Here is a 25267-nt window from a genome sequence, read left to right as displayed (position 1 = left end):
AAAGAAAAACTAATATGAAGGAACGATAATGCTGAGCTCTAATAGGTACATTATAGGGAGCAGCAGCCCTTGTCTCAGCAATTCCTGACTGTGTGCGATGAACAAAGGGATACAGGTGATACCCAACATCAAGAAGAACATCGAGAAGTAGCCTGAAACTGCCTTGGTTTTTTCAGTAAACTCATTATCGGCCATGCAATACCCCTATATTCTGTTCGACGAATGAGTCTCTACGCACTTCACGTCACAGTGTCTTTTGAGTTGAACGTAGCCTTTGATTGAAATCCGATACGCATAATCCGAAGAGTCAGATGCAGGTGGTTTGTAAAATCTGCCTTTCGTTAGGAAAGGCAGGGAGTTCTCTTTTAACGTCTCTTTAATTCCCGCATTTTCTGCCTTTAGCGGAAAACACGGCTACGGTGCCATGTAATTGCACGTCCACCTGTTTGAAATGTGTGGAGAGCACCGAGTGTAAATTATCTAACGAATCCTGATAATTACTAAAAATTCCTTTTTGGTTATAGACCGACATCAGTTTGCGGGCAAAGGCATTATGTTCCACACCTTCACCAAGAATTGTTGCACCACAAACAACACCATCGTCCTTTATTGCCGACGCGGCGAGTGCAATAGCGGGCGCTTTCTCTGACATATTACCGGGCAGGCAATGAAGCAGATAAAATAAAGAAACCGAGTCGAACTGATTATTCAGATGCTCAGGTAACGATTGAAAAACATCATGCAACACGCATTCTGAAATACGATGCAGTCCGACGCGATTTTTAGACGCTTCAAGACTGTTTGGGTTGAGGTCCAACAGAGTAATATTCTGTGAGCCTCGGGGCGTATTGGCCAGGTAATAACCGGTTCCGACGCCAATATCCAAGTGTTTTTTTCCCATGTGTTGCTGTAAATGAGGTAATAAAATATCTTTGGTACTGCAACGCCAGGCGTATTTATTCGATATGTTTAGTACCCACCAATCATAGAGTTTCAGTGACAGTGGTGTATAAACCTGAGCACCTTTAGCGTTTTTGGCATTCATCCGTAAATCCTTTTCTTATGTTTTTATTCAACAATCAATTGCTAAAATAACCAATTTTTATCTTGGAATTCAATATACAGGTGTTAAATTTCCACATTCTCTTATTAGATAGTTAGGGGGATTAAAACAGGATAAAGAGGGTTGCATTAGATTTATGAATGGAAATCGGGCGGCCTTACTTAAACGCGCTTAGGGGAAATTTGTTAAGGGCGCACGCAGATGCGATAAGGGATACCTGAGTTAATTAAACCGCCCCTATCGATAACGATGATTCACTAGCGAACGCACCAATTTTCCTTACACTTCAATCGCGCTTAGATGTTACTCTTTATTCAGTTAAAGCGATGGGAGCTGGCAAGTGAAAAAGTCACCGTTTACGCTATTAGTTGCACTTTGTGCCGTTAGCGTATTTTTCTTAATCGGCGGGTGTGAGAAAAGAAACTCCTATTACTTGATGCGATAAAGAATGACACCCGAGTTCAAATATTAAACTGCGATAAATATTCGGATGAAAACGGTGATGCGCCAGCCACGCAAAAATACAGCGTAGAGAAAAGCTTATTCGGGCAAACTCCCTTGATTTCCGGCAGTGAAATTACCTGCGAATTAGGTAAGGATGTTTCAGAAAAACAGCTGGCACGCGTTATGGCGATCGAGAATGGTGTGATTAACGGCATTGACTATACGCTTTTCCATTCTGATGCCTCAGGGAGCGTTGGGCAGAATAACGCTGAATGGCAGGTGGTGTGTGAAAAAGATGCAATGACAGATGCACAAATTGTGCAGCGTTGTGCAGCGCCGAAAACCACGATTTATATCTTTATAAGAATGACTTGGGTTATTTGGTTTCCGTGGAAAAACCGGCTATAGCAATTCGGGGCCTGACACTCAGGCTCGACGCCGAAAATCCATTGTTCACTAATACTGACCAGTTTGATGCAAAACAGTCGAGGACAATTATTTCTGCTCTGCGTAATGGCACAAAATTAGTTTATCGATTTAAAAAACGCCCAGGTGATATCTCTGAGGATGTTTACGTCAACACCAATAATATTGAGCAAGCGTTGCTGTTGCTGAATAAAGCCTATGCTGCTTTGTGACGGGCGAGCTAATCATTTGATTCGGGCCGTGTGAATACGCGGCCTTTTTTATATGGGGTGTCTGACATTTATTTACTGAGTGCTAAACGAATTAACGGGTAAGGTCGCCCCTGACTGTCTAATTCAGAGTGGCCGGTGATTTGGAAACCCAAACGCGGATAAAACCTTCTGCCCGCGTATTCTGCGCATTCACGTCGGTCGTTATTATTGAATATAGCGCCACGGCGTAATCAATTATTTTACGACCAACGCCGACTCCCCGATATTTCGGATCGATAAATAAAACTTCCAACTGAAATTAGTTAAATAGCATAAATCCGATAGACCCATCTTGGTTATCGACCCAAGTAACAAGGGGGCAGCGGGAAGCAGTGTAGCCGCGTTTTGCCGTTGAACGAGAGCTTCAATCCGGTGCATGACAGGCGCTGCCTTTTCCCACTTCACAGTTAACCATTACTGCTCGGTGCGCTCATCATGCTGGAAAATGCGTTAGCCCAGCGATGCGTATTTTTCTTGAAAGTAGACATCAGGACTTGCCCGCGACGCTATGCGCCAATGCCGAACGGTGGCTGGTTAGGCGAGTTTATTTTTTGTTATTTTATGAGCGGCTTTAGCGTTATTTCCCCGAATCCATACATTATACATTCTTCTGAATTCAGGCCGCTTCCCGCTAAATTATCTTTTGTGAGCGAAGGTGAGTCTGAATCAGGTCGCCCCGCGTTAAGAATTCTACTATTTTCTCTTTTTATTGATGAAATTCCTATAGTTTTTCTATGAAAATCAGCATTTCGTATTTCAGACTCGTTGCAGGTTAATGTGCGGTATCAGCCATTTCTTTACTTATCCCAATAATTTTGTACGGATTTTTCGCAATTCCTTTCGTAGCTGCTATTTTATTTTTTATAAATCAATAAATTAAACTTATTTCGCAAAGCTAAAAAATGATGGTTTTGGGAGGTTCATCACAATGCGAACCCGAAGAAGTGTGAAGAATGTCAATCTGAAAGGTCAATGAGAGACGATTACCCCAAATAGTGGATTACTGCCTTATCTGGCAACTCCGTATACTTTCGACAACCAGAGACAATGGATGTGGGCTAAGGCTCGCGATGACGTACAGATAAAGGGAATTTTACCATTGCAACTGGCATATCAATAACTTGTGTCTTTTGAACATCAAAAGGTGTTGGGTATGGAAAAGAAAAAAATTTATCTGTTTTGTTCTGCCGGTATGTCCACCTCGCTGCTGGTATCCAAAATGAAGGCGCAAGCGGAGAAGTATGAAGTTCCGGTGGTGATTAACGCCTATCCGGAAGCGCTGGCATCAGAAAAAGGCCCAGAGGCCGATGTGATCTTGTTAGGGCCACAAATCAGCTACATGTTGGGTGAAATCGAAAAAATGTTCCCGCACAAACCCGTTGAAGTTATCGACGCGCAGCTCTACGGCAAAGTCGATGGTTTAGGGGTATTAAAAGCTGCCGTGGCCGCTATAAAAAAAGCAAAACAATAATAGGGGATTGTCGTGAGCCAATTTATTGCTTCTCTGGAAAAAGTCATCTTACCCTTTGCCGTTAGAATAGGCAGACAACAGCATATCAACGCCATCAAGAATGGGTTTATCAGGCTGATGCCGTTAACCCTGACCGGGGCGATGTTTGTTCTGATCAACAACGTATTCTTAAGTTTCGGCGACGGCTCGTTCTTCTACTCAATGGGGGTGCGTTTAGACGCCGATACCATAACCATGCTGAATGGCTGGAAAGGCATTGGCGGTAACGTTTATAACGGTACCCTTGGTATCATGTCGTTAATGACGCCGTTCTTTATCAGTATGGCGCTGGCCGAAGAGAAAAAGGTCGATCCTCTGGCCGCTGCGCTGCTGGCGGTTGCAGCCTTTATGACCGTTACGCCGTACAGCGTGGGTGAAGCCTATGCCGTTGGCGCAAACTGGCTGGGCGGTGCCAATATCATTTCCGGTATTATTATCGGGCTGGTGGTAGCTGAACTCTTTACCTTTATCATTCGTCGTAACTGGGTTATCAGCCTGCCAGACAGCGTGCCTACCTCGGTTTCGCGCTCATTCTCTGCAGTTATTCCTGGTTTTATCATCCTGTCTATCATGGGTGTGATTGCATATTTCCTCGCCCAATATGGCACCAACTTCCATCAGGTGATTATCGATAGTATCTCGGCGCCGCTGTCTAAAATGGGCAATGTAGTCGGCTGGGTGTACGTCATGTTCTCCTCCCTGCTGTGGTTCTTCGGGGTGCACGGCGCCATGGCGCTGTCCGCGCTGGAAAGCGGCATTATGATGCCGTTCGCACTGGAAAACGTTGCAACCTATACCCAATACGGTTCGGTAGATGCCGCGCTGGCTGCGGGTAAAGAGTTCCATATGTGGGCCAAACCTTTCGTCGATTCCTACATTTTCCTCGGCGGAACCGGTGCGACTCTGGGTCTGATTATTGCCATTTTTATTGCTTCCCGTCGTGAAGATTACCGCCAGGTTGCGAAACTGGCAGCTCCAGCAAGTATTTTCCAGATCAATGAACCAATCTTGTTCGGTCTGCCGGTCATTATGAACCCACTGCTGTTTATCCCGTTCATCATGATTCAGCCGATATTGGCGATTATTACTTCCGTGGCTTATTACAGCGGTTTTATCCCGCCAATCACCAACATTGCGCCATGGACAATGCCTGCCGGTTTAGGTGCCTTCTTCAATACCAACGGCAGCATTGCGGCGTTACTGCTCAGTTTGTTTAACCTGGGGGTAGCGACATTGGTTTATCTGCCGTTCGTGATTATTGCTAACAAGGCGCAGGGCGAGATTGACCGTGAAGTTGAAAGCGAAGAAGAAATCGCAAACAGCCTGAAATTCTAATAATTACACTTTGTTTGAGCTGCACTCTGTTTATGACGTAAAGGTTTGGGAGCTGGAATGAAATATCAATTTTCCGATGATTTTTGGTGGGGAAGTGCCACCTCGGCAACGCAGTCCGAAGGGGCGGCGTTACGGGAGGGTAAAAGCAAGAATATCTTCGATTACTGGTATGAGATTTCCCCGGAGCGTTTTCATGACTTAGTTGGTCCAGAAAATACTTCGACATTTTACGATAACTATAAGCAGGATATTTTGTTGTTAAAGGCGCTGGGGCATAACACGTTCAGAACGTCTATTTCCTGGTCCCGATTGATCCCCGACGGTGACGGCGAGCTGAATCCTCAGGCCGTCGCCTTTTATAACGGGGTGATAGATACTTTACTGGCAAACGGCATTAAGCCTTTTATTAACCTCTACCACTTTGACATGCCGTTATGCCTGCAAGAGCGAGGGGGGTGGGAAAACCGAGTCGTAGTGGAGGCTTATGCCCGTTATGCCGAAGCCTGTTTTAAGTTGTTTGGCGATAGAGTTAAACACTGGTTTACCTTCAATGAGCCTATTGTGCCGGTTGAAGCCGGTTATCTGAATGACTTGCATTACCCTTGCGTGGTGGATTTTAAGCGAGCGGTGACGGTGGCTTACCATAGCGTATTGGCTCATGCCAAAGCGGTGGGGCGCTACCGCAGCGCGGAGCAAAACGGGACAATTGGCATCATTTTGAATCTGAGCCCGACTTATCCGCGTTCAGATAGCGCCGAAGATCGTGCGGCGGCGTATCATGCCGATCTGTTGCTTAATCGCAGTTTCCTCGATCCAGTAACGAAAGGCGCTTATCCTGCTGATTTGGTGGAATTATTACGCCAGCATGATTTATTGCCTCGCACTGAGCCGGAAGACGCTCAGCTGATTGCCTGTGGAACGGTGGATGTGCTTGGGGTGAATTATTACCAGCCGAGGCGTATCCAGGCTAAAGACGTTCCGGTTTCTGCCGGGCAGGTAAAAACCCCAGAAGATTTATTTAGTTTTTATGCGATGCCGGGTCGTAAGATTAATCCCCATCGCGGCTGGGAAATTTATGAAAAAGGGCTGTATGACATTCTGAAAGACCTACAGGAAAATTACGGCAATATTCCCTGCTATATTTCAGAGAATGGAATGGGCGTGGAGGGCGAGGAGCAGTTTATGGACTCGACCGGAATGATTAATGATGACTACCGAATTGATTTTATTCGCGAACATTTAACCTGGCTGCATAAAGCTCTACAGGAAGGTAGCAATTGTAAAGGCTACCATTTGTGGACCTTTATCGACTGTTGGTCGTGGCTTAATGCCTATAAGAATCGTTATGGATTGGTTCGGCTGAATAGGGCAGACCAAACCCGTGAACTGAAAAAAAGTGGTTATTGGTTTGCAAATGTCGCAAGGCAAAACGGCTTTAACTGACGGAGTAATATCATGTTTGATTTAGATTCTATCGTTGATAATGAAGAAACCAGCAGTGAGTTGGAAGACGTCGTTATGGGGCTGATTATCAACGCGGGTCAGGCGCGCAGCCTGGCTTACAAAGCGTTAAAGCTGGCTAAAACCGGTGACTTTGCTCAGGCTGAAGAAATGATGGCTCAGTCCCGATTGGCACTTAATGAGGCGCATTTGGTGCAGACCCAACTGATTGAAGCAGATCAGGGCGAAGGGAAAACCAAAGTCACGCTCGTACTGGTTCACGCTCAGGATCATTTAATGAATGCTATGCTGGCCAGAGAGTTAATTGCCGAATTGATCGAATTACACCAACGAGTTGGTTGATGTTGATGTTGGCACTTTGTCCGTTTTGAATATTAAAATGACGGTGAATAAAATGGATATAAGATTAGTACGTGAAAAAGATCTTTTTAACGACAAGGAATTCCATCTATTTATTTACAATAAAACGGAAAGTGCCACAGGTTTACATCGGCATGATTATTATGAATATACGCTGATATTGACGGGAATGTGTTATCAGGAAATTAACGGTAAACGGGTGTTTTTAGAGCGCGGAGACGTGGTTTTTATCCCCGTAGGGTCTCACCATCAAAGTTTTTATGAGTTTGGCGTGACTCGCATTCTCAACGTTGGTATCAGCAAAGCGTTTTTCGAGCAGCATTATAAACATATTTTATCCCGCAGTTTTGTGGCTTCTCAGGCCTATCGTATTAAAGGCGATTTTCTTTCCTATATCGAATCAGCGATTTCTGCGGCTCACGTACAGGAAGATGAAATAACGGAGTTGTTGGAATTACTGACATTCTATGTCACAAACCGCATTAGCCATTATAAAGAGACCGCTCCCAGCGATGATATTCCCCAGTGGCTAAAAAATACCGTTGATAAGATGCATGATAATTCGCAGTTTGGGGAAAGGGCGCTGATCAATATGGTCGAACTTTCTGGCAAAACTCAGGAATATCTCACTCGCGCGACCCGACGTTATTACCAAAAAACGCCCATGCAAATTATCAATGAAATTAGAATCAATTTTGCCAAAACCCAGCTTGAAGTGACTAATGACTTGGTTTCCGATATCGCTTTTGAAGCGGGTTACAGCGACACCACATTATTTATCAAAAACTTCAAGAAGCTCACCTCTTTTACGCCGGGTAACTATCGTAAGAAATTCTATGGCGTTGCTGAGAGTTTATCCCACTAATTTTTGGCTGACGCTGGCGACAGCGGGCTACGCAGAAAGGTATTACTCATGGGGAAGTTACTTATTATTAATGCTGATGATTTCGGGCTAAGCAAAGGGCAGAGCTACGGTATTATCGAAGCTTTTCGCCACGGAGTCGTTTCTTCTACCACGGCAATGGTGAACGGCACAGCAATTGATCACGCTGCGGAATTGAGTCGGGAAAATCCTGATTTACCGGTGGGGTTACATTTTGTCCTCACTTACGGCCGCCCACTCACTGAGATGCCTTCTTTAGTTGATGCCAAGGGCGAACTGAATAAATCTCTGTGGCAGCACGCGGAGGCCGGCACGTTGAATCTGGATGAAATTGCCGGAGAGCTAGTTAGCCAATTTGATAAGTTCGTTGCTCTATTTGGCCGCCCGCCAAGCCATATCGACAGCCATCATCACGTTCATATGTTGCCGCAGATTTATCCACGGGTTGCCGCTTTTGCCCGCGAGCGAAATCTATCGCTGCGTATTGACCGTCATTATGCGCAGCAGCAAAAAATCGCGTTGGGTGATTCTCGCAGCAGCCAGTGGTTTGAGGACGGTTTCTATGGTGAGGAAATATCGGAACAGCTATTTTTACAATTGTTGGATAAAGCCAATGAGAGAGGCGTGAATTCCGTTGAGTTTATGTGTCATCCGGCCTTTATAGATAAAATCCTAATGACCAGTAGCTATTGTTATCCGCGTTTAACTGAATTAGAAGTATTAACCTCTCCCACACTAAAACAAGCCATTGCGCAGCGCGGTTACCGATTAGGTTCTTTTCAGGATTGCTAACGTTCGCCTATTTATCTGATAAACATCCTAGTAAAACGGCCCAACCAGGGCCGTTTAGTTGAGAATAAATAACTCTCAAAGGCTTCCTGGTACTTCAGATGTTCTTATTCATTATGCTTCAGCTGCGACTCACTTTATTGAGTAATTTATGGCAACCGCTTTTTTCCATTTTAATGATATGGGTAGCATCGGTGGTGGCATCTTCATAGCTTTTACGTAATTCCTCCAGATCACAGCCACTCGGATGATTGCCATTGCTGGAAGAAACTTGAAAGGGAAGTATATTCTGGTTGCTTAACATGGTTGCTCCCGTGTTGACACTCAGGACGCACAGCAGAGGCAATATGATGAATTTTGAATTTCTCAACATTGATCTTCCCTACGGAGTTTCTTAATCATGGGTCTCAGACCATACTCTCTGAAGATTGTATTAGTGAGAGTAAAGGTAAATATGATTAAGCTGAGGGTAATAAATTATAGATTTTTCCTCTGAAACGGCTTAATTATTGACAATATAAGATATAGTCAAGTACGTGACTTTCTCCGCGGGCACAGATACATGCTCTAGCGCTAAAAGCATTGTGCTATAAAGTATCCGATGCCAGATAATAGGAATATTTCTATGGCAAATAGCAGAATCATCAGGATATTGATGTTCGCCGTAGCCATTTTGAATCGTTCAAAAAAAATACTATACATGGTGATGAATCTTTAAATTGGAAACGCTATTAATCTTGCTAAGCATAAGCTTATCCTGATAGACGCAGCGTCTATCGCTACCGATTTCAGACGTGATATTTCCTTCGGCATAAACTTGTTTCAGCAACGCTGGGTAGGCCGTAATCAGCCGCGATGTATTTAACATGGCTGAAAGTCTGGACGATAGCTCTCTGGCGATATTGATTGCCGGATGAACTGCTTCTGAATTTTGCTGCGTGAGTTCCGCTAATCCTCCGCGTAAAAACCAGTAGTGAAGTTCGGTGCTATTACGAAATTTAAGCTTAGCCATTGCCGTACGTTTATGATTGCTCACGGTTTTAACACTAATACGTAACATATTGGCTATACTGCAATTTGTCATGCCCAGCGCTAATGACTCTAAGACTTCGCGCTCGCGGCGGGTCAATGCTTCCGTAATGGGTTTAATGCCGATAAGAGCATTCCGGGACTGTATTGAGGAAAACATTGGCTTTATCAAATTCACTAATTTATCAACTGATAAATTACGTGAAATGACTCTAATATTTTCCTGATTGATAGTGAGTGAGTGATGATTAACGCTATCCGGATTTTGGATCAAAAAGAACCGAGTGTTAGAGGTCTCCGGGTTAGCGGCAATCTCCGATAATAATCCTGACTCTGATAGTGAACTTCCACAAAAAATGATGTTGGCACGATAACGGTAGTAAATGTCGTTAGTAAAAAATACACGTATATTTAATCGGGAGAAAAAAACAATAAGCACCTGACGTAAACCTTCCGCATAGTACTTATCTTTCTCGATAATCAATATTGTCAGGGAGTTATTCCCAGAAAATCGATTGTTTCTCGTGGCGTGATTATTAATGACGCTGGATTCCATGCGTAGTCTATCCTATGTGGCAATAATATTTATTATTATTTTTCTGAAGGTTGTATTTATTTTATTTTCTGCTGTAAAACAAAAATATCAAATATCGCTCAAATAAGTTTAATTTTTCAATCGTCAGTCATCATATTTCAATTATGTTCTCATTTCTTTTCAATCATTATTGATCTCTCGAGTGCGGCTATTATGAGCTGTCATGGGTTTTATTATAAATCTTCATTTTTCATAGGGAAAAGCAAGAAACCTTTTATAAATCCTTAAGTTATTTAGGAAAGTCCACTCGAATATGAAACATAATATTAAAGGAATTTTTATTCCACTAACATCGCGCTTTGCGATGCCGGTTGCTTGGTTAAATATTGTCATACAGATTCTTTTTCCTCTGGCGGGTGCATTTACGCCAGTCATGGCTGCAAAAGCAGATAATCGCTCGATGCTAACCCCGCCCTCGGAGAAAAATGTAATACCTTTAACTAAGGTATATACGTTAGCTAAGGGGGAAACTCCATCAAGCGTGGCAAAAAAGTATGGTATTAGCCTGGATGAGTTACGCCAGCTAAACCGCCATCGACTCTTTTTACAGGAGTTTGATAAATTGCCTGAAGGAACATTGTTGAATGTGCCGAATAAAATTCCGGCAAAAACAACTGAAACCAATATAGGAGAGTTGAATAAACAACAGATTGAAAAGGAAAATAAATTTGCCAGTTGGGCTTCGCAATCTGGCCGCTTTCTTCAAAATAATCCTAATGGCGATGCAGCGGCAAATCTTGCGTTAGGTGCAGCAACCAGCAAAGCTAACCAAGAAGTGCAGCAATGGTTAAGTCGTTTTGGTACCGCGCGCGTACAGCTAAATCTGGATAAAAGTTTTTCTTTGCAAAACTCACAGATTGATTTGCTTATTCCACTAAAAGATCGAAAAGACACGCTGTGGTTTAGTCAGAGTAGTTTGCATCGTACTGATAGCCGGACTCAGGCCAATTTGGGGCTGGGAATTCGCTATTTTCAGCCTAGCTACATGGTGGGTACAAATAGCTTTCTGGATTATGACTTATCCCGCGATCATGCTCGCTTAGGCTGGGGGGTGGAATATTGGCGCGATTTCCTAAAGTTAGGTGCCAATACGTATTGGCGCCTAACTAACTGGAAAGATTCTAAAGATTTTGTCGATTACGAAGAACGTCCGGCAAACGGTTGGGATATACGCGCCGAAGGATATTTACCTGCTTACCCGCAGCTGGGCGCTAAATTAACCTATGAACAATATTACGGCGATGAGGTCGGATTATTTGGCAAAGATAAACGCCAGAGCAACCCTCATGCTATTACCGCTGGCGTTAATTACACGCCGTTTCCTTTATTAACCCTTAGCACGGAACAACGTCAGGGTAAATCCGGCGAAAATGATACCCGATTTGGAATCCAACTAACCTATCAGCCAGGAATACCCTGGAGTCAGCAATTGGACGGCGCGGCAGTGGCCGTTCGTCGTAGTCTGGCTGGAAGCCGCTATGACCTTATTGAACGTAACAATAATATTGTTCTGGAATATCGCAAAAAAGACGTGGTGTTCCTCACGTTGACTAATAACGCCAGCGGCTATGCCGGTGAACAAAAATCACTGGGCGTATCCGTGAATGCAAAATACGGATTGGATCGTATTGAATGGGACAGCGCCGCGCTGGTGATGAACGGCGGCAGCCTTGTTCAAGAGGCCGCCGATAGATTCAGCGTGATATTACCGAATTATCAACCCGGTGGACGCGCCGCGAATACCTATAATTTAAGCGCCGTTGCTTACGATAAAAAAGGAAACGCTTCATCCCGCGCGCAAACTGAGATTGTGGTGACGGAAGCCGCCGTCAGCACCTTAAACAGCACCTTTAGTCCAGCAGAAAGTCAGCTAACTGCCGATGGGCAGCAGACTGTCGATCTCGTGTTGAATATTCGCGATAAAGATAATCAGCCAGTTGATGTGCAAGATACTGAGATCAATCTGGATATTAGCAGTCAGGCGAGAAGTAAAGTCAGCACTCAGGTTACGCCATTTACTCGCGTGGATGTGGGGCAATATCGCGCAACGGTGACGGCAGGAACTCAAACCGAGCGAGTCATCTTAACGCCTTCGACGCGCAATATAACATTGGCTGAGGCCAAGGTTACGCTGGTGGCCGGGGATGCGGATATCGGACATTCCACTTTGACGGTATCACCTGAAACAATTGTGGCTGACGGTTCTACTCACAGCACGCTGACCTTTACCGCTAAAGATAGCCATGACAATTTGGTTAGCGGCTTAACCGATGTGAGTTTTGCTATCAGTGGGCTGAATGATAATAGCAGCCTGGTGGTAGGCAAAGTGGCGGAGAGCCACGGGGTTTATCGCGCAACATTGCAGGGAACCGAAGCGGGCACGGCCAGTTTGACACCGGTCATTAACGGTGTGGCGCTCGGTGGATTGGCGGCGTTGCTCACACTTACCGCCGATAACGGAACGGCGCAGATTACCGATGGCAATTTGTGGGTGACCTCCGACGGCGCGTTGGCAAATGATATTGAAACCAATGGTGTTAGCGTCAGAGTTACCGATGCATCGGGTAATGTAGTACCAAATCACGAGGTCACGTTTAGCACCAGTAACGGGCAGATCCTTACGCCGCATGTCATAACTGATGTGAATGGATTGGCATCGACGCTGCTGACCAGCACTCTCTCTGGGACTATTCCTGTCACCGCGACGGTCAACGGGCAATCGAAATCTGTCGATACCCAGTTTGTCGGTGATCTATCGACCTCTTTTATTACCGACCTTACGCCATCGGTGACGCAGGCCGTGGCTGATGGCAGCACGAAGGTGATATATCGAGCGACGGTAAAAGATGAAAAGGGGAATACTCTACCTAACGTACCGGTGTATTGGGAGCGCGACAATACTCAGGTTATGTTGAGTGCCGCTCGCAGTGAAACCGATGATCAGGGCATCGCGCAAATTGAGGCTTCCAGTCTGAAAGCGGGGGAGGTGATTGTCAGTGCTCAAAGTCGGCTTTCTCGTAAATCGGCAACCTCGGTTTCCTTTATCGCCGATATGACTCAGGCCAAGATCGATCGGCTTAGCGCGGATAAAAATATCTTAGTGGCAGATAATACGGAAACCGCCACCTTGACGGTCGGCATCACTGACAAGAATGACAATATTCTGACTGGTGTACCGGTGAGCTGGCAGATTATTGAAGGCAGCGGCACGATCATTCCCGTTGAGTCAGTTACCGATACGCAAGGGCTGGCGACCGCCTCTCTAAATACCCGTCAGTCTGGCGTATTAAAAGCGAGCGTAAGTCTGAATAATGGTGATTCGCGCAATATTACGCTGAATGCTGTGGCCGATAACCGCACGGCAAAAGTGTTATTGACGGCGGAAAATAACAAAGACTCGGCCATTGCGAATGACGTCGATTCTGTTGTGCTGCTTGCCGAGGTTAAAGATGCCGAAGGTAACGCCATTATTGATTTGCCAGTCACCTGGCGCAGTTCGATTAATTCAGTAAATCAATCCGTGTCCAACACCGATATCACGGGTGTTGCGCGGATGACGCTAAAAGGCAACCAGGCCGGAGATGCGCAGGTAACGGCGCTACTGTTCAATGGCGAACAGGCGGATAAAAGCGTCAGGTTTGACCCTACAGCGGCAGAAATTGGGAACAGCCAATTGAGCACATCGCCACAAACTATCGTTGCAGATGGCGTTGCCAAGTCGCTGGCCACATTGATATTGCGTGATACCAACGGTAATCCGGTATCGGGGCAAAGTGTGAGATTCAGCGCGGAAAACGGTTCCGATATTTCTTTCGTCAATCAACTCGAAAAAGGTCAGGGTGTTTATCAGGTCGAGGTGATAGGAACGCGTCAGGGAACGCATACTTTAACGGCTCATATCGATGGAGCAAATCCATTTAACAAGAGTATTGATCTGGGGCTGGTTGCCAATGCTTCAGATGTACGGATTAAGTCGGTAACCGTTGCTCGTTCGCAGGCCAATGCTGACGGCAACGATTCAGTGGAAATAACGGCTCAGGTTGAAGACAGCCACCAAAATACCGCGCTGGAAAACGTGGCGGTAGGCTGGAAAACCAATCTGGGAGAATTAATACGGCCGGTTAGCCAGACTAATAAACAAGGGGTTGCAGTGATTTCGCTGACCAGTACCGAAGCCGGAAATGCGCAAATTGCCGGGCTATTAGGTTACGGTCAGGAAGAAAATGCCGACAAACTGGTTACATTTGTGACCGGAATGGTATCCGATGACAAATCAACCTTCTCGTTGTCACCGACGGTCATTACTGCCAATGGTAACGATAGCGCCACGCTGCTGGTGACTGCGCGGGATGCTCAGGGGAATTTGTTAACTGGATTGCAGAAAGAGATCGTGCTTTCTTCTCCGGAGGGCATCACCTTAAAGACCTCGGCATTTACTGAGGTTTCCACCGGAATTTATGAAGGAAAAATCAGCGGGACTAAAGCAGGGGTTGCCACCCTAAACGTTGCGATCAAAGGGGTTACCCTTAAGCAGCAGCGCCAATTAACGCTACGGGCGGATGCGGCTACGGCGAAGATGTTGGGTAGCGCAACGGCGACCCCAGCGTCCGCTATGGTGGGCGAGTCGGTTATTTATCGGGCGACTTTAGTCGATGCCTATGATAACCCGCTGGGGGCGGGTATTCCGGTGACCTGGCGTGCTAACGCCGACAGCTACTTGAGCCAGCAGCAAACCCTGACTAATGCCCAAGGGATAACCGAGGTGTCGCTCAGTCGCACCAAGGTGGGTACGGCGCAACTGAGCCTAATATTGACCGGTGGAACCTTTGATGCGCCGAATGTGCCTTTCCACGCAGGCGCGGTTGATGAAAGTAAATCCGAGTTGTCTCTCAGTCCGGGCAGCATTACCGCCGATGGCGTAGATATTGCGACGCTGAAGGTGATACTGCGTGATAAACAAGGCAATTTGCTGTCACTGCAAAAAGTATCGGCGGAGGCGGATCAGAAAGACGCGGTGACGATCTCTGCGGCTAAGGAAAATTCACCAGGTGAATATCTGATCCTGGTTCAGGGAAAAAAGGCGACCACCGTCAGTTTATCCACTCAGGTCAATGACGCTCCGTTCAAAACTGCGCAGACGCTAACGCTTAAGGCTGATATTTCCAGTGGAAAGGTCGATAGTATTACGCCGGCCGTCACCAGCATTGTTGCAGGGAAGGACAGCGTCGTTTATCGCGCGGTGATTAGCGATGCTGAGGGTAATTTACTGAAGGACGCTATTGTGTCCTGGCAATTAATCTCAGGTTCGGCGGTCTTTGATCGAATATCCAGAACGGATGGGATGGGAGTAGCACAAACTACCTTGAGCAGCACCGTAGCGGGTGACGTGGTTATTGCAGCTTATCTGAACAGTAACCAATATAAGAATGCTATACCGGTAACGGTGAAACCCGGCGCCATCGATCAAAACGCGTCGACCTTTGTCAGTGACAAAATCACAATAGGCTCGGATGGAACCGAAGCGGCCAATTTGCTGGTTAAGCTGAAGGATATTTACGGGAATAATATTCCTAAAGAGGTGGTTAATATTACCTCATCTTCTACATTGACCGGTTTTAAGGTGACGCCTCAGCCAATGAAGGATATAGGCAGCGGTAATTACACCGCGGCTGCTACCTCTACCGCCAAAGGTCAGCAGGTGATCAGTGCCAAAGTGGGCAGCACCCAAATTGGCAAAGATATTACGATTACCATCGGGGCAATAACGCCGGATTTGCGTTTTGATAATGCGCAGCAGCAAGTGACCTATGTCAAAACCTTTAACCAATCGCAGCCGGCCAGAAATGTTCCCGTCGGCGTGCGCCAATTTTGGAGCAGTAGCGATCCTGATGTGGCGCAGGTAGATGACGTTGGCAAAGTGACCCTATATAAATCGGGCAAGGTCACTATCACGATTCAAACCAGCGGTAATGGGCAATATAACCCGGCTCAGGGCAGCTATGAACTTCAGGTAGATAAAGCCGATCCTCAGCTCACGACGGATCAGGCAATTATTGCCGATTACTGGGCGGAAGGTAACAATCCATCGGTGAAGGTTTCACTCAATAATAGTGATGCTGCCGCCTTAACCCCAACTTATCGAAGTAGCGATAGCAAAGTAGTGACCATCAATGCTCAAGGTAATCTGACGCAAGTCAGACCCGGAGCGACTGATATTACCGTTTCAACGCCGGAAACCGATCAATTCAAAGGGAGTGAATTAAAGATTGGCTATACCTTAAGTAAAGGGCGGCATCCTATTACCTTCAGCCAACCGACTTTCCAGGTAACGGATCAGGAGAATCTGTCGGTAGAGCAGCCTATTGTGGCACTACCCGCTAATGCTAAATATAGTTGGGGAAGCAGCGATAGTTCCGTCGTTAATATTAAACCTACTACTGGGGAGATAAATAGTCAGGCTGTCGGCAAGGCTCGGTTGACGTTAACCATGGCATCGAATGAATTCTACGAGGAAAGTAGCGGCTATTACGATGTGGAGATCTACGGAAAACCGAGTATTAGCGGCAAGGTAGTTCACCTGAGTAAAGGTCAGTCATCTGAATCGAATAAATGGAATCCGACGTTTACCCGCGATACGATATCGGTGAACTGGTCATCCGAGAGCAGTAATAAATACACGGCGCCAACGAAGGTGGTAATTCAGATATTTGATAACAGTACCAACGCTAAGCTTGAAGAAATAACGGAAACTTCCAGCTTTATGTCGAAAACAACGACCTTCCAACCCAAAGAAAGCTATTGGGGAAAAAGGCTAAGGATTGTTGCCACGGCATACGGGTTTAATAATCTGCAGGATCGCTACCAGTATATGGTTGACGCGTACCCCTTAGAGCCGGCCGCTATTTGGAATAGTGCTATTCTAAGATCGCGTAGCCTTATTTATATCACTAGCTCAGGGGCAAGAGATTCATCATGTCGGGAGACATGGTTGGGTCGGGAGCATCATGTTAACGCGAACATCGATAATTTGGCCTTAAACTTTAGTTCAGGGGATAGATTAATCGCACCGATGGAAGTGACGGTAAGAGTCGACTTTGGCGGTCAGTCCAATTCGAATGTTTATACAAAAACCAATATTTTCTCCAGTGAGAATATTGCCGTTAATAAAAGCACCAAAATTTTCAGCGAGTGCTGGAAAAGCCACGTTGGGGGTTACTCACCATCATTAGTTGTCAAGTTCGGTGGGATGACAAGAACTTACTGGGGCGGGTCTCATGGCTGGGGGGGAAATGGTGACGGCAACGATACGCCGCGTGTGGATAATTACTAATGCTAAAAATATGACTATGGGGTAGTCATTTTAGATAAGTAGGACAGGGACGTTATTTACAATCCTCACCGCGACACTCAGTTTCGGTGAGGGTTATTTTGACAATAACAGGTAATGATTTTCACAGTAAAAATGATATCAAAAGATCAGAAATGTCCTACGATTAGTTATTTTAACCATGATGTGATGTCGCAGGCCGACCGCGGTGATCATTTTTCTCAGAGAGAGAGTCAGTTACTGAGTATTTCTAATATAGGACACAGTTTTATTCAGGACAGAGTGATGTACAGCGAAGATGTGTTGGATTTAAATCCGGCGTCGAATAAAAGAATATTGGCAGGAAGTAAAACTAAAGCAGAGTCTAGCTGTAGAGTAAAATTACAGACATTAAAAAAAATAACCATTTATTTAATCGAGTGTAATGAAGAAGGTTTTTATTTGTTGAATCAGCGCTCTGCCTTATCTGAAAATCCTGTCGGCATTAATAATAAACAGGAGATTAAATATAGCCTTTGTAACAATGATTCTTTTCCTGCGCGTAAAGATAAATTAGGCCAGGGGATTTTGTAGTAAAAGTCAGGGGGAATAATGTTCCCCATTATGTTAATAACAGCAAATCAATCAAGAAAAAGGAATGAAATATGCATTTAAGAAATCACTCATTCAGATCCTCTTGTCGTCATTATATTAAAAATGCAGAAGTAACTAAAAAGGCATCAGAAGTTTCTATAAATATAGGGAGAGTTAATTCTGGTTGTTTTGCTAGTTTATTCGGTGTAAGCAATACCAATGTTAATATTAGTTGGAAAGGAAATTCCACGTCATTAGATCTGAATAAGGTAGTTAAAAATTGTTGGAAGACAATAAAAAATAATAATAAAGATATGGAAGAATGGCGGCGGCAGGAGAGAAGCGTATATATCCCTGCTGCCATTAATAAATCAATCGACACTGCTGCTGGATATTTAGGTGCCAAGGTAAGCACGGAGACGAAGGATCGTGTTTTTGATAGAACATTCCAATATAGGTATATGTCTGCCGAGTTTTCTGGTGTGAGTAACGTAAAGAGCGCAGCTCAGACTTCTATTGGACAAACGGTAGGGAACTATCTTAGTCGGAATAATTCTCTAGACAATTTATTTAAAAATAATGAATTGGGAAGAGATGCCAGCCAGCCAGATATGAAAAGAAAAATCAGAGAAGAGCATTCTTTAGTCAGTGCGGAAGTAACAAATTTCATCTCAGACCAGATCTATAAAAAATATTTCTCACAGGATGTCAGTGCGATAAGAAAAGTTGCATTGCAATTAACACTTGAGGAAACAGGGATGTTTAAGGCTAAAAAAATCATGCCGCCGCGGGTGTAAATTCTAAGTAAACAACCAACCCACATATAAGTGATATTGCCAGTAAAGCCATATCTTGGGTAATGACCGAAAAAATAAAGCGTGATTAAAATATGCAATATATGATCGAACTTTAAATTCACGTGAACTAAAAGTGAATTCTCGCTTTATGATATATAGAAGGAACAATAATGAAGATTAACAATTCAAGCACGTTGGTGATCAACCCTACTAGGGTAAATGAAAATAGTCAGACTGAAAGTGAGAGTTCTCGTCTCAAAAAAAATGTCGCAACAACCACGGCAGTCAGTAATACGACATCTACATTAAAAGCAAAAATAAACAGATATAAAGCTCAAAGAGATGAAGCGAATAAGACATTCACACCTAAAGAACAGCGTGTAAAGGAGTTTTATGGTTCAAAGTTTACTGTGACTCAAGAAGGCGGGTTACTCACCACCTCTAAACCTTATCCTAAGGAAGTACACTCCTTATTACATACCGATGCTAATATATCCGGAGCTAAAACGGCTGCCACGATGAGGGCTTTAATTGCCGAGGGGAATATGCTTGCGGCCAAAAAGTCGCACATGCCTGATGCCAATATTGACTTGGCTAAAGCGATACAAAACACTTTGTTCGAGGCAGCCGCAAACAATTTATCAGCGCTCACTGCACCTATTTCCTTACATATAGATAAAGAGCAGGGCATTTCACTCAATAATGCTAAAAGAGAATCGGTTAATGAGTGGGTGGCAAGGAATGATAATAGTGAAACCTTTATCATCTTAAATGGAAATAATGATGAAACCTACGTCAATTTCATTGCTGAGACGCTGAAGGATTCAAAGAATATCAATTTCATTACCAGTGGATTTGGCGGACATGGAACAACGGATCGGCACAATATTGCGATAAACAAAACCGAAGGCGATCGCTTCAAGGAAATTTTGGTCGGGAAAGGGATTTCGGCTAGCCGGGTAACCGTCGATCCTTTCTCTACTAACAGTGGCCAAAACGCTACGAATGTCGCAGATATTCTAGATCGTGTCGCTGATTCAGGTAAACCTGTATCAACCGTCGTGGTCAGCGGTACGCCAGCTGCAGTACCCAGGCAGACTCTTACCTACGGACAACAGCTGAAGTTAGATAATACAAAGAGTTTCAATATAGAATCATTCCCATTCTTTAATCCAAGTGAATATAACACTTTGGCCGATAGCCTAGCGACAATCAGAGAGTTTTCAACAACGCTTAATTATCTGTTCAACACGTCATATTTGCCTGCCAAACCCGAGCTGTATTCCGATGATTTTTTCTCTGCGGCTAAAGCATGTTTTAGCACATTGGAATCGAAATTGGGTAGTGAACATTCAGAGTTCGCCCAACAGAATAAACCTCTATTAGAGGCAATGAGGAATGTGGACGATGCCATGATAGAGAGATTCCGCAGCCAAAGTTTGACTGAAAATGATAAGGCGGCGGTAAAAACAATAGATAATTTCTTCAGATCTTTGTTCAATCCTCTTGAACTGACCTTTAAGCGTGATAATAGCTAGTCAATACCAATGTGCCCTCTTTGGGGGGCACATTCAATAGTTTTTGGAGGGGGCGTCATTTGCAGCGATATGGGATTTTTTATCAGGTCATGCAGATTATCTAACGGGTACGAAGACTAGAAGGGCGGGTTTCCTTTTCGGTAAACGTCCCAAACTTTTTTCGCATATTTCATCCGCATTTCATGACGATCTTTTCCTGTTCCTGAATTATATGCCCCGACGGCTTCCCAGCTATAACCATAGATCTTCATCATATCGGATAGTATTGAGGCACCGACCAATATGGAAACACAGGGATCTGAGGTCAACATTGCATCATCTACGCCTATTTTGCGCAGTCGGGGAATATGGCTGCTGTTTATTTGCATTAATCCTAAATCGTAACTTCCGTTATTATTTTTTCCTACGGCTTCTGGTTTCAATCCAGATTCTACCTGAGCGATAGAATAGAGCAGCTTGGCCTCAATGCCGAAAAATTGTTCTGAATAGGTCCAGCAGTTGGCGTAACCTTGATAAGGGAAAAAAAAGCTCAGGATAAAAATAATTATCCTCGATAAAGTCACGCTATTCATTAATTTATTTTCCCTGGTGGAATGGAACGATTCTTGTGATAAGTGGGGTTGTAAGAATTTTATCAGTAAATATATCATCATGAAATGATAATAACTGGTTATGTATAACAAGCTGGTTTTTTGGAACAAAAGTGACATCCGGTGGATTAGTAATATTAATATTAAACATAATCATAATTTGTATTGATCTTCCATTTTTGTTTTTTGATTTCATTTGTAATTCATTGTATTTATTGGTTTTTATTTATAATGCTTGATTTTTAATCTTATCAGATAGGGTTAGGATATTTATTAAATAACGCTAAATCAATGGGTGATTGTTTGTCACTGGTACAATCTGTTCTACATCAGGAATTGATGGGGAACGGTAACACTCTTTCCTAGATAATTAAATTTCCTCTCGTTAATACTAACGTTATCGATATACTCTTACGCAGTGTCTCGTCATTTTCTCATCATGTTTTTACTGAATCAAAGACATATATTGAGCCAAGAGATCATGACGCTCCCTATAAAGAATATAATAGATATATCTTTAATCGAATATGTCGGAATGTTTCTGAAACGAATGGTAACTAACTTATGGATAGGCTTAGTACTCATCTATATCTACAACAAAATGATCGGTTAGAGTTTCAAAAGCCGCAGCTGTTGCTGACTGAACCTCATAAAAGCACCGGTGTTGATTTTAAATTGATCGGTGAGAACGGCAGCGATGTTACCTGCCAGTTTAAGCCGGGTGAAACGGGTATCGCGGCTTTTTTACCAATGTCATTGCATATTATCGAAGGGAGTATGCGCTATCGGTCATTGGATCTCATTGCCCTGTGCAAGCTACAGGCATTTATAGATACTTCGCTTAATCGCGTAGGTTTTGAACGTAACAATGATATTTGCTGGGGGTTTGAACCCCTAGGGTTTCAAGAGAATGTGACTTTTAAACATATTGAGTATTGGTTAATCCGTCAATCGTTACGGGCAGACTCCGGAACGGGGAATATCGCCAGCATCTTACGTTCTACCGAATGGTATCGCTTAGTCAGATTTTTACTACAGGAAGCGGATAGCACCGAACGTTTGCAGGATTTGGGCGCACGCTATGGCGTTTCTGTGTCTCATTTTCGCCGCCTGACGCGTAAGGCTTTGGGTAATACAACCAAAGTAGAAATGTGCGATTGGCGGCTAGTTCGGGCGTTATTAGATCTGATGGGAGAACAGAAAAGTTTGACTACGTTGGCGATGAAGCATGGTTATTCGTCTCTTTCTCATTTTTCTAACGACGTCAAAATATCATTAGGTGTTTCTCCACGTAGCCTGAAAGATGTCATTATCAGCGATGCTAAAAAATGAATTATGTTATTGGTTTTAAAAGAACCTGCGTCTGTATTTTAGGGGTGGTTGTACTAGCAGGCATGCCTGAAAAGGCATTTTCTGAGGAAGATTCATCAAGTCTTTCGGGCTATGTAGCACGGCAAAATGATATAAAAGGGCTGATTGACGCTTTGTCATCAAGAATGAATAAGCCAATTATTATCAGCAAAGCCGTGGCGCGAAAGAAGATTAGCGGGGAGTTTGATCTTAATAATCCTCAGCGTTTAATTGACAACATTTCGGCGCAGTTAGGGCTGATTTGGTATCACGATGGGCAGGCTATTTATATTTACGATGCATCAGAGATGCGCAATGCCGTGGTGGTATTAAGAAACACCTCTTTTTCAGCGGTGAGCAATTTTTTGCGTAAATCTGGTCTATATGATCAGCGTTACCCATTGCGCTCAGATAGCGTGAGTTCCACGTTTTATGTATCTGGGCCCCCGATCTATGTTGAATTGGTGACAAATACAGCCAAATTCTTAGATGAAAAGAACAACGATTTGGATGGACGCTCAAAAGTTGCGTCTATCCCGTTGTTTAATACGTTTGTTCAGGATCGTGATTTTAAATATCGTGACGATAGGATCATTATTCCGGGAGCCGCTAGCATTGTTCAGCAATTACTTAACGGTAATGAATCCGGTGGGGATGTTATGGTGCCAGCACCGGCGACAGATACTATTGCCACGGATTTACCTCCTCGGCTGGATGAATTTCCCGGTGTCAGTCAGGCAAAACCCAAATTACCTTTTGCAGATTTGACTACGGCAATAAGGGGGCGTCCTTCAGCCTCGGGTTTTCAGATTGTGGCTAATCCGGGAACCAATAGTCTATTGGTTAAAGGAAGCGCTGAGCAAGTCTCATACGTGCAAAATATTGTCAGTGTTCTGGATTTGCCCAAGCGCCATATTGAGCTATCGGTGTGGATTGTCGATTTGCAAAAAGATGCGCTGGAACAAATGGGCGTTGAATGGAATGGTGGCGTGAATGTTGGGGGGAAACTAGGGATTTCTTTTAACGGTGGAGCATCCAGTACTGTAGATGGCGCAACATTTATGGCCTCAGTGCTGGCATTAAGCCAAAAGAACCAGGCGAATATAGTTTCCCGTCCGATGGTATTAACACAGGAGAATATTCCTGCCATTTTTGATAACAGCCGGACGTTTTATACTCAATTGATCGGTGAGCGTAGCGTTGAATTACAGCATATTACCTATGGTACTTCGGTTAACGTATTACCGCGTTTTACCGATGGTAACGAAATTGAAATGATGCTGAACGTAGAAGATGGGTCGCAGGTTCCTGTCTCTTCAGACACTCCAAATGGTTTACCGGAAGTTGGACGCACCAATATCAGTACTATTGCCAGGGTGCCCAGAGGGAAAAGCTTGTTAATTGGCGGTTATACGCGAGATGAAAGTACCGATGGGGAGGCCAAAGTTCCACTATTGGGAGATATTCCTCTAATAGGCGGGTTATTTAGATATAAAAAATCGCGCAACTCTAATACGGTACGGGTTTTCCTGATTCAGCCGCGAGAGATTGAATCTCCGTTACAACCGGATGCCAGTAATCTTATTGCCGATATGCAAAAAAATCTGGCCAATCCTGCGTTGCAAGACTGGATGCGAAATTATGTGGATAGCCAGAAATGGCTATAGATATTGGCAAGTTTTCCTCTTCATCACTCGATTTGTACCAGTTACGTCGGGATAAGGTGAGCAGTGAAAAAAGTGCTAATACGCAAAAAGCTGCCCAAGAAGGGGCTGTGAATAGTGACGAAACGCAGAATATTGCAGATGATTCACCAGCCGCCGCGGTGCAGCGTTTTGGCGACTCTATTGATGAAATGTCAATTCTATTATCGCAATTTCGCAATCGTCGAGATTATGAAAAAAAGATTGGTAGTGCGAGTGAAAGCAGCTTTGAACAAATTTTGGACGAGGACGTACTGCCTAAAGTCTATGCATTATTAAAAGTCACGTCGAGTGTCGATGGTTCAAATATAAAGAATCTATTGCAACAGGTGCGCTCATTATTTCCTGATGACAGCGATCTGGTTTTGGTGCTGCGCGAACTGCTACGTCGCCGCAATATTGATGAGGTAGTTAGACGCCGCCTTAAAATCATGTTGCAGCAGGTTGAAAAGCAGGCTAATCCGCGCCGGCTTAAAGCTGGAATAAATGTGGCGTTTAAGGCCCGCTTATTTGGGAAGGCACTGCAGCTTGATCCGGCACTCATGCGCGAGAGTTACCGTGATTTTTTAGAGAGTGATGCCCATGAGGTCGAAGTTTATCAAGATTGGATTTCGACATATGGCGCTAAGCATCGTGCCGCGGTGGTCGATTTTATGGAAAGTTCGCTGCTTAGCGATATGGATGCCCAGGATCCAAGTTGTTCTCATATTGAATTTGGTAATTTATTAGGGCGGTTAGGACAGGTAAAACTGATTCGTTCAAGCGACAGTGCCTTTATAGATAACGTATTGAAAAATGCCTTAATACGGGCGCATAACGATTCGGAACAAGCTTGGTTGTTATTTATGCTATGCGTATTACAGCATCCGGAACATATAAAAGATTATTTACAAGAAGCGATTGGTGAGAGAATAAAATTAAGTAAACACGCGGAACGTTCCTCGTTACTACATATTATCTCGCAAGCCTGTAAAAATTTACCCAGAGAATTATTTTATGAACCTGAAGATGCCGATGTATTAGCGCGGGAATTCGAGAGATTGGCAACAATAGCCTATCGCTACGAGTTAATTGAGCTTCGTCGGGGCAATTTAGAGTAAACGAAAAAATTACCCGGCTCGCACACTGACTCTATTGTTAAACCACCGCCCGTTATTATGAATTCGAGCATGTCGGGTTGTGCCTGAAATTGCAGTAGACCTTTTACTGTTAATTTCTTATTGCGTATATGATTTATAACTCT

20 protein-coding genes are annotated in these 25267 nt (G+C 44.2%); 16 read left to right on the top strand and 4 right to left on the bottom strand.

The features are described from left to right. Window positions 1-376 precede the first annotated feature (376 nt). Window positions 377-1045: a class I SAM-dependent methyltransferase gene (locus ACQ4OC_RS14690; RefSeq protein WP_120806721.1), complete on the bottom strand. Its 669-nt coding sequence runs from the start codon at window positions 1043-1045 to the stop codon at window positions 377-379. 576 nt (window positions 1046-1621) lie between these two features. Here ACQ4OC_RS14690 and ACQ4OC_RS14685 point away from each other — a divergent pair. The 9 genes from ACQ4OC_RS14685 to chbG all read left to right on the top strand — a co-directional run bounded on the left by ACQ4OC_RS14685 (window position 1622) and on the right by chbG (window position 8525). Further along, window positions 1622-1915: a hypothetical protein gene (locus ACQ4OC_RS14685; protein WP_064517751.1), complete on the top strand. Its 294-nt coding sequence runs from the start codon at window positions 1622-1624 to the stop codon at window positions 1913-1915. Then, window positions 1897-2145 (top strand): hypothetical protein, encoded by a 249-nt coding sequence (locus ACQ4OC_RS14680; protein ID WP_162975214.1) that lies wholly within the window; start codon window positions 1897-1899, stop codon window positions 2143-2145. The genes ACQ4OC_RS14685 and ACQ4OC_RS14680 overlap by 19 nt, the downstream gene beginning before the upstream one ends. Before the next feature lie 474 nt (window positions 2146-2619). Continuing rightward, on the top strand, window positions 2620-2922 hold the full coding sequence (locus tag ACQ4OC_RS14675; protein WP_430971301.1) for a hypothetical protein: 303 nt from the start codon (window positions 2620-2622) through the stop codon (window positions 2920-2922). A 415-nt stretch (window positions 2923-3337) separates the two neighbouring features. Continuing rightward, window positions 3338-3655, top strand: coding sequence for a PTS sugar transporter subunit IIB (locus ACQ4OC_RS14670; protein ID WP_049596361.1), 318 nt, complete (start codon window positions 3338-3340; stop codon window positions 3653-3655). A gap of 12 nt (window positions 3656-3667) precedes the next feature. After that, window positions 3668-5029 (top strand): PTS N,N'-diacetylchitobiose transporter subunit IIC, encoded by a 1362-nt coding sequence (gene chbC / locus ACQ4OC_RS14665; RefSeq protein WP_064517758.1) that lies wholly within the window; start codon window positions 3668-3670, stop codon window positions 5027-5029. Window positions 5030-5086: 57 nt separating this feature from the next. Continuing rightward, window positions 5087-6472, top strand: a complete 1386-nt coding sequence (locus ACQ4OC_RS14660) for a glycoside hydrolase family 1 protein (protein ID WP_064517760.1) — start codon at window positions 5087-5089, stop codon at window positions 6470-6472. A gap of 12 nt (window positions 6473-6484) precedes the next feature. Further along, window positions 6485-6832: a PTS N,N'-diacetylchitobiose transporter subunit IIA gene (gene chbA, locus ACQ4OC_RS14655; RefSeq protein WP_064517762.1), complete on the top strand. Its 348-nt coding sequence runs from the start codon at window positions 6485-6487 to the stop codon at window positions 6830-6832. Between the two features lie 37 nt (window positions 6833-6869). Next, on the top strand, window positions 6870-7715 hold the full coding sequence (chbR, locus tag ACQ4OC_RS14650) for a transcriptional regulator ChbR (RefSeq protein WP_071925645.1): 846 nt from the start codon (window positions 6870-6872) through the stop codon (window positions 7713-7715). A gap of 48 nt (window positions 7716-7763) precedes the next feature. Continuing rightward, window positions 7764-8525: a chitin disaccharide deacetylase gene (chbG, locus tag ACQ4OC_RS14645; RefSeq protein ID WP_064517765.1), complete on the top strand. Its 762-nt coding sequence runs from the start codon at window positions 7764-7766 to the stop codon at window positions 8523-8525. 118 nt (window positions 8526-8643) lie between these two features. Here chbG and ACQ4OC_RS14640 read toward each other — a convergent pair whose 3' ends face one another. Both ACQ4OC_RS14640 and ACQ4OC_RS14635 read right to left on the bottom strand, forming a co-directional pair. Beyond that, the gene (locus ACQ4OC_RS14640; RefSeq protein WP_064517766.1) at window positions 8644-8826 is read right to left on the bottom strand and encodes a hypothetical protein; all 183 of its coding nucleotides are present in this window, start codon (window positions 8824-8826) and stop codon (window positions 8644-8646) included. A gap of 390 nt (window positions 8827-9216) precedes the next feature. Next, window positions 9217-10107, bottom strand: a complete 891-nt coding sequence (locus tag ACQ4OC_RS14635; protein ID WP_064517769.1) for a response regulator transcription factor — start codon at window positions 10105-10107, stop codon at window positions 9217-9219. Between the two features lie 520 nt (window positions 10108-10627). Between ACQ4OC_RS14635 and ACQ4OC_RS14630 the strand changes: the two genes are divergently transcribed. The 4 genes from ACQ4OC_RS14630 (at window position 10628) to ACQ4OC_RS14615 (ending at window position 20381) form a co-directional block, all read left to right on the top strand. After that, entirely contained in the window at window positions 10628-17476 is a 6849-nt protein-coding gene (locus ACQ4OC_RS14630; protein WP_430971300.1) for an Ig-like domain-containing protein, read from the top strand. Between the two features lie 282 nt (window positions 17477-17758). Next, on the top strand, window positions 17759-18046 hold the full coding sequence (locus ACQ4OC_RS14625) for a hypothetical protein (RefSeq protein WP_120806716.1): 288 nt from the start codon (window positions 17759-17761) through the stop codon (window positions 18044-18046). 71 nt (window positions 18047-18117) lie between these two features. After that, window positions 18118-18843, top strand: coding sequence for a hypothetical protein (locus ACQ4OC_RS14620; protein ID WP_430971299.1), 726 nt, complete (start codon window positions 18118-18120; stop codon window positions 18841-18843). Between the two features lie 170 nt (window positions 18844-19013). Continuing rightward, window positions 19014-20381 carry an ElyC/SanA/YdcF family protein gene (locus ACQ4OC_RS14615; RefSeq protein WP_064517777.1) on the top strand — a complete coding sequence of 456 codons (1368 nt, stop codon included), beginning with the start codon at window positions 19014-19016 and terminating at the stop codon, window positions 20379-20381. A 116-nt stretch (window positions 20382-20497) separates the two neighbouring features. On the opposite strand, the gene iagB is transcribed toward ACQ4OC_RS14615, so the two are convergent. Then, window positions 20498-20953 (bottom strand): type III secretion system invasion protein IagB, encoded by a 456-nt coding sequence (iagB, locus tag ACQ4OC_RS14610; RefSeq protein WP_084414354.1) that lies wholly within the window; start codon window positions 20951-20953, stop codon window positions 20498-20500. A 582-nt stretch (window positions 20954-21535) separates the two neighbouring features. Between iagB and ACQ4OC_RS14605 the strand changes: the two genes are divergently transcribed. Genes ACQ4OC_RS14605 through sctW form a run of 3 tightly spaced genes read left to right on the top strand, consistent with a single transcriptional unit; the run spans window position 21536 to window position 25124 of the window. Continuing rightward, window positions 21536-22303: a helix-turn-helix domain-containing protein gene (locus tag ACQ4OC_RS14605; RefSeq protein ID WP_071925615.1), complete on the top strand. Its 768-nt coding sequence runs from the start codon at window positions 21536-21538 to the stop codon at window positions 22301-22303. Next, window positions 22300-23988 (top strand): type III secretion system outer membrane ring subunit SctC, encoded by a 1689-nt coding sequence (gene sctC, locus ACQ4OC_RS14600; RefSeq protein ID WP_120806714.1) that lies wholly within the window; start codon window positions 22300-22302, stop codon window positions 23986-23988. The genes ACQ4OC_RS14605 and sctC overlap by 4 nt, the downstream gene beginning before the upstream one ends. Continuing rightward, window positions 23979-25124, top strand: coding sequence for a type III secretion system gatekeeper subunit SctW (gene sctW, locus ACQ4OC_RS14595; RefSeq protein ID WP_084414356.1), 1146 nt, complete (start codon window positions 23979-23981; stop codon window positions 25122-25124). Before sctC ends, sctW begins: the two co-directional genes overlap by 10 nt. The last annotated feature ends 143 nt before the right edge of the window (window positions 25125-25267 follow it).

The organism is Yersinia sp. J1, assembly GCF_050586585.1.
Lineage (GTDB): Bacteria > Pseudomonadota > Gammaproteobacteria > Enterobacterales > Enterobacteriaceae > Yersinia > Yersinia entomophaga.
The sequence above is the reverse complement of the archived record's forward strand: the minus strand, read 5'-3'. Positions and strand labels throughout refer to the sequence as shown.

What these genes read in the sequence shown, in the direction of transcription:
- sctC (WP_120806714.1), top strand. Translation starts at nt 22,300, where the DNA reads ATGAATTATGTTATTGGTTTTAAAAGAACCTGCGTCTGTATTTTAGGG.
- ACQ4OC_RS14605 (WP_071925615.1), top strand. Translation starts at nt 21,536, where the DNA reads ATGGATAGGCTTAGTACTCATCTATATCTACAACAAAATGATCGGTTA.
- ACQ4OC_RS14615 (WP_064517777.1), top strand. Translation starts at nt 19,014, where the DNA reads ATGAAGATTAACAATTCAAGCACGTTGGTGATCAACCCTACTAGGGTA.
- iagB (WP_084414354.1), bottom strand. Translation starts at nt 20,953, where the DNA reads ATGAATAGCGTGACTTTATCGAGGATAATTATTTTTATCCTGAGCTTT.
- ACQ4OC_RS14675 (WP_430971301.1), top strand. Translation starts at nt 2,620, where the DNA reads ATGCTGGAAAATGCGTTAGCCCAGCGATGCGTATTTTTCTTGAAAGTA.
- ACQ4OC_RS14690 (WP_120806721.1), bottom strand. Translation starts at nt 1,045, where the DNA reads ATGAATGCCAAAAACGCTAAAGGTGCTCAGGTTTATACACCACTGTCA.
- ACQ4OC_RS14640 (WP_064517766.1), bottom strand. Translation starts at nt 8,826, where the DNA reads ATGTTAAGCAACCAGAATATACTTCCCTTTCAAGTTTCTTCCAGCAAT.
- ACQ4OC_RS14635 (WP_064517769.1), bottom strand. Translation starts at nt 10,107, where the DNA reads ATGGAATCCAGCGTCATTAATAATCACGCCACGAGAAACAATCGATTT.
- ACQ4OC_RS14670 (WP_049596361.1), top strand. Translation starts at nt 3,338, where the DNA reads ATGGAAAAGAAAAAAATTTATCTGTTTTGTTCTGCCGGTATGTCCACC.
- chbA (WP_064517762.1), top strand. Translation starts at nt 6,485, where the DNA reads ATGTTTGATTTAGATTCTATCGTTGATAATGAAGAAACCAGCAGTGAG.
- ACQ4OC_RS14625 (WP_120806716.1), top strand. Translation starts at nt 17,759, where the DNA reads ATGTACAGCGAAGATGTGTTGGATTTAAATCCGGCGTCGAATAAAAGA.
- chbG (WP_064517765.1), top strand. Translation starts at nt 7,764, where the DNA reads ATGGGGAAGTTACTTATTATTAATGCTGATGATTTCGGGCTAAGCAAA.
- sctW (WP_084414356.1), top strand. Translation starts at nt 23,979, where the DNA reads ATGGCTATAGATATTGGCAAGTTTTCCTCTTCATCACTCGATTTGTAC.
- chbR (WP_071925645.1), top strand. Translation starts at nt 6,870, where the DNA reads ATGACGGTGAATAAAATGGATATAAGATTAGTACGTGAAAAAGATCTT.
- ACQ4OC_RS14620 (WP_430971299.1), top strand. Translation starts at nt 18,118, where the DNA reads ATGCATTTAAGAAATCACTCATTCAGATCCTCTTGTCGTCATTATATT.
- ACQ4OC_RS14660 (WP_064517760.1), top strand. Translation starts at nt 5,087, where the DNA reads ATGAAATATCAATTTTCCGATGATTTTTGGTGGGGAAGTGCCACCTCG.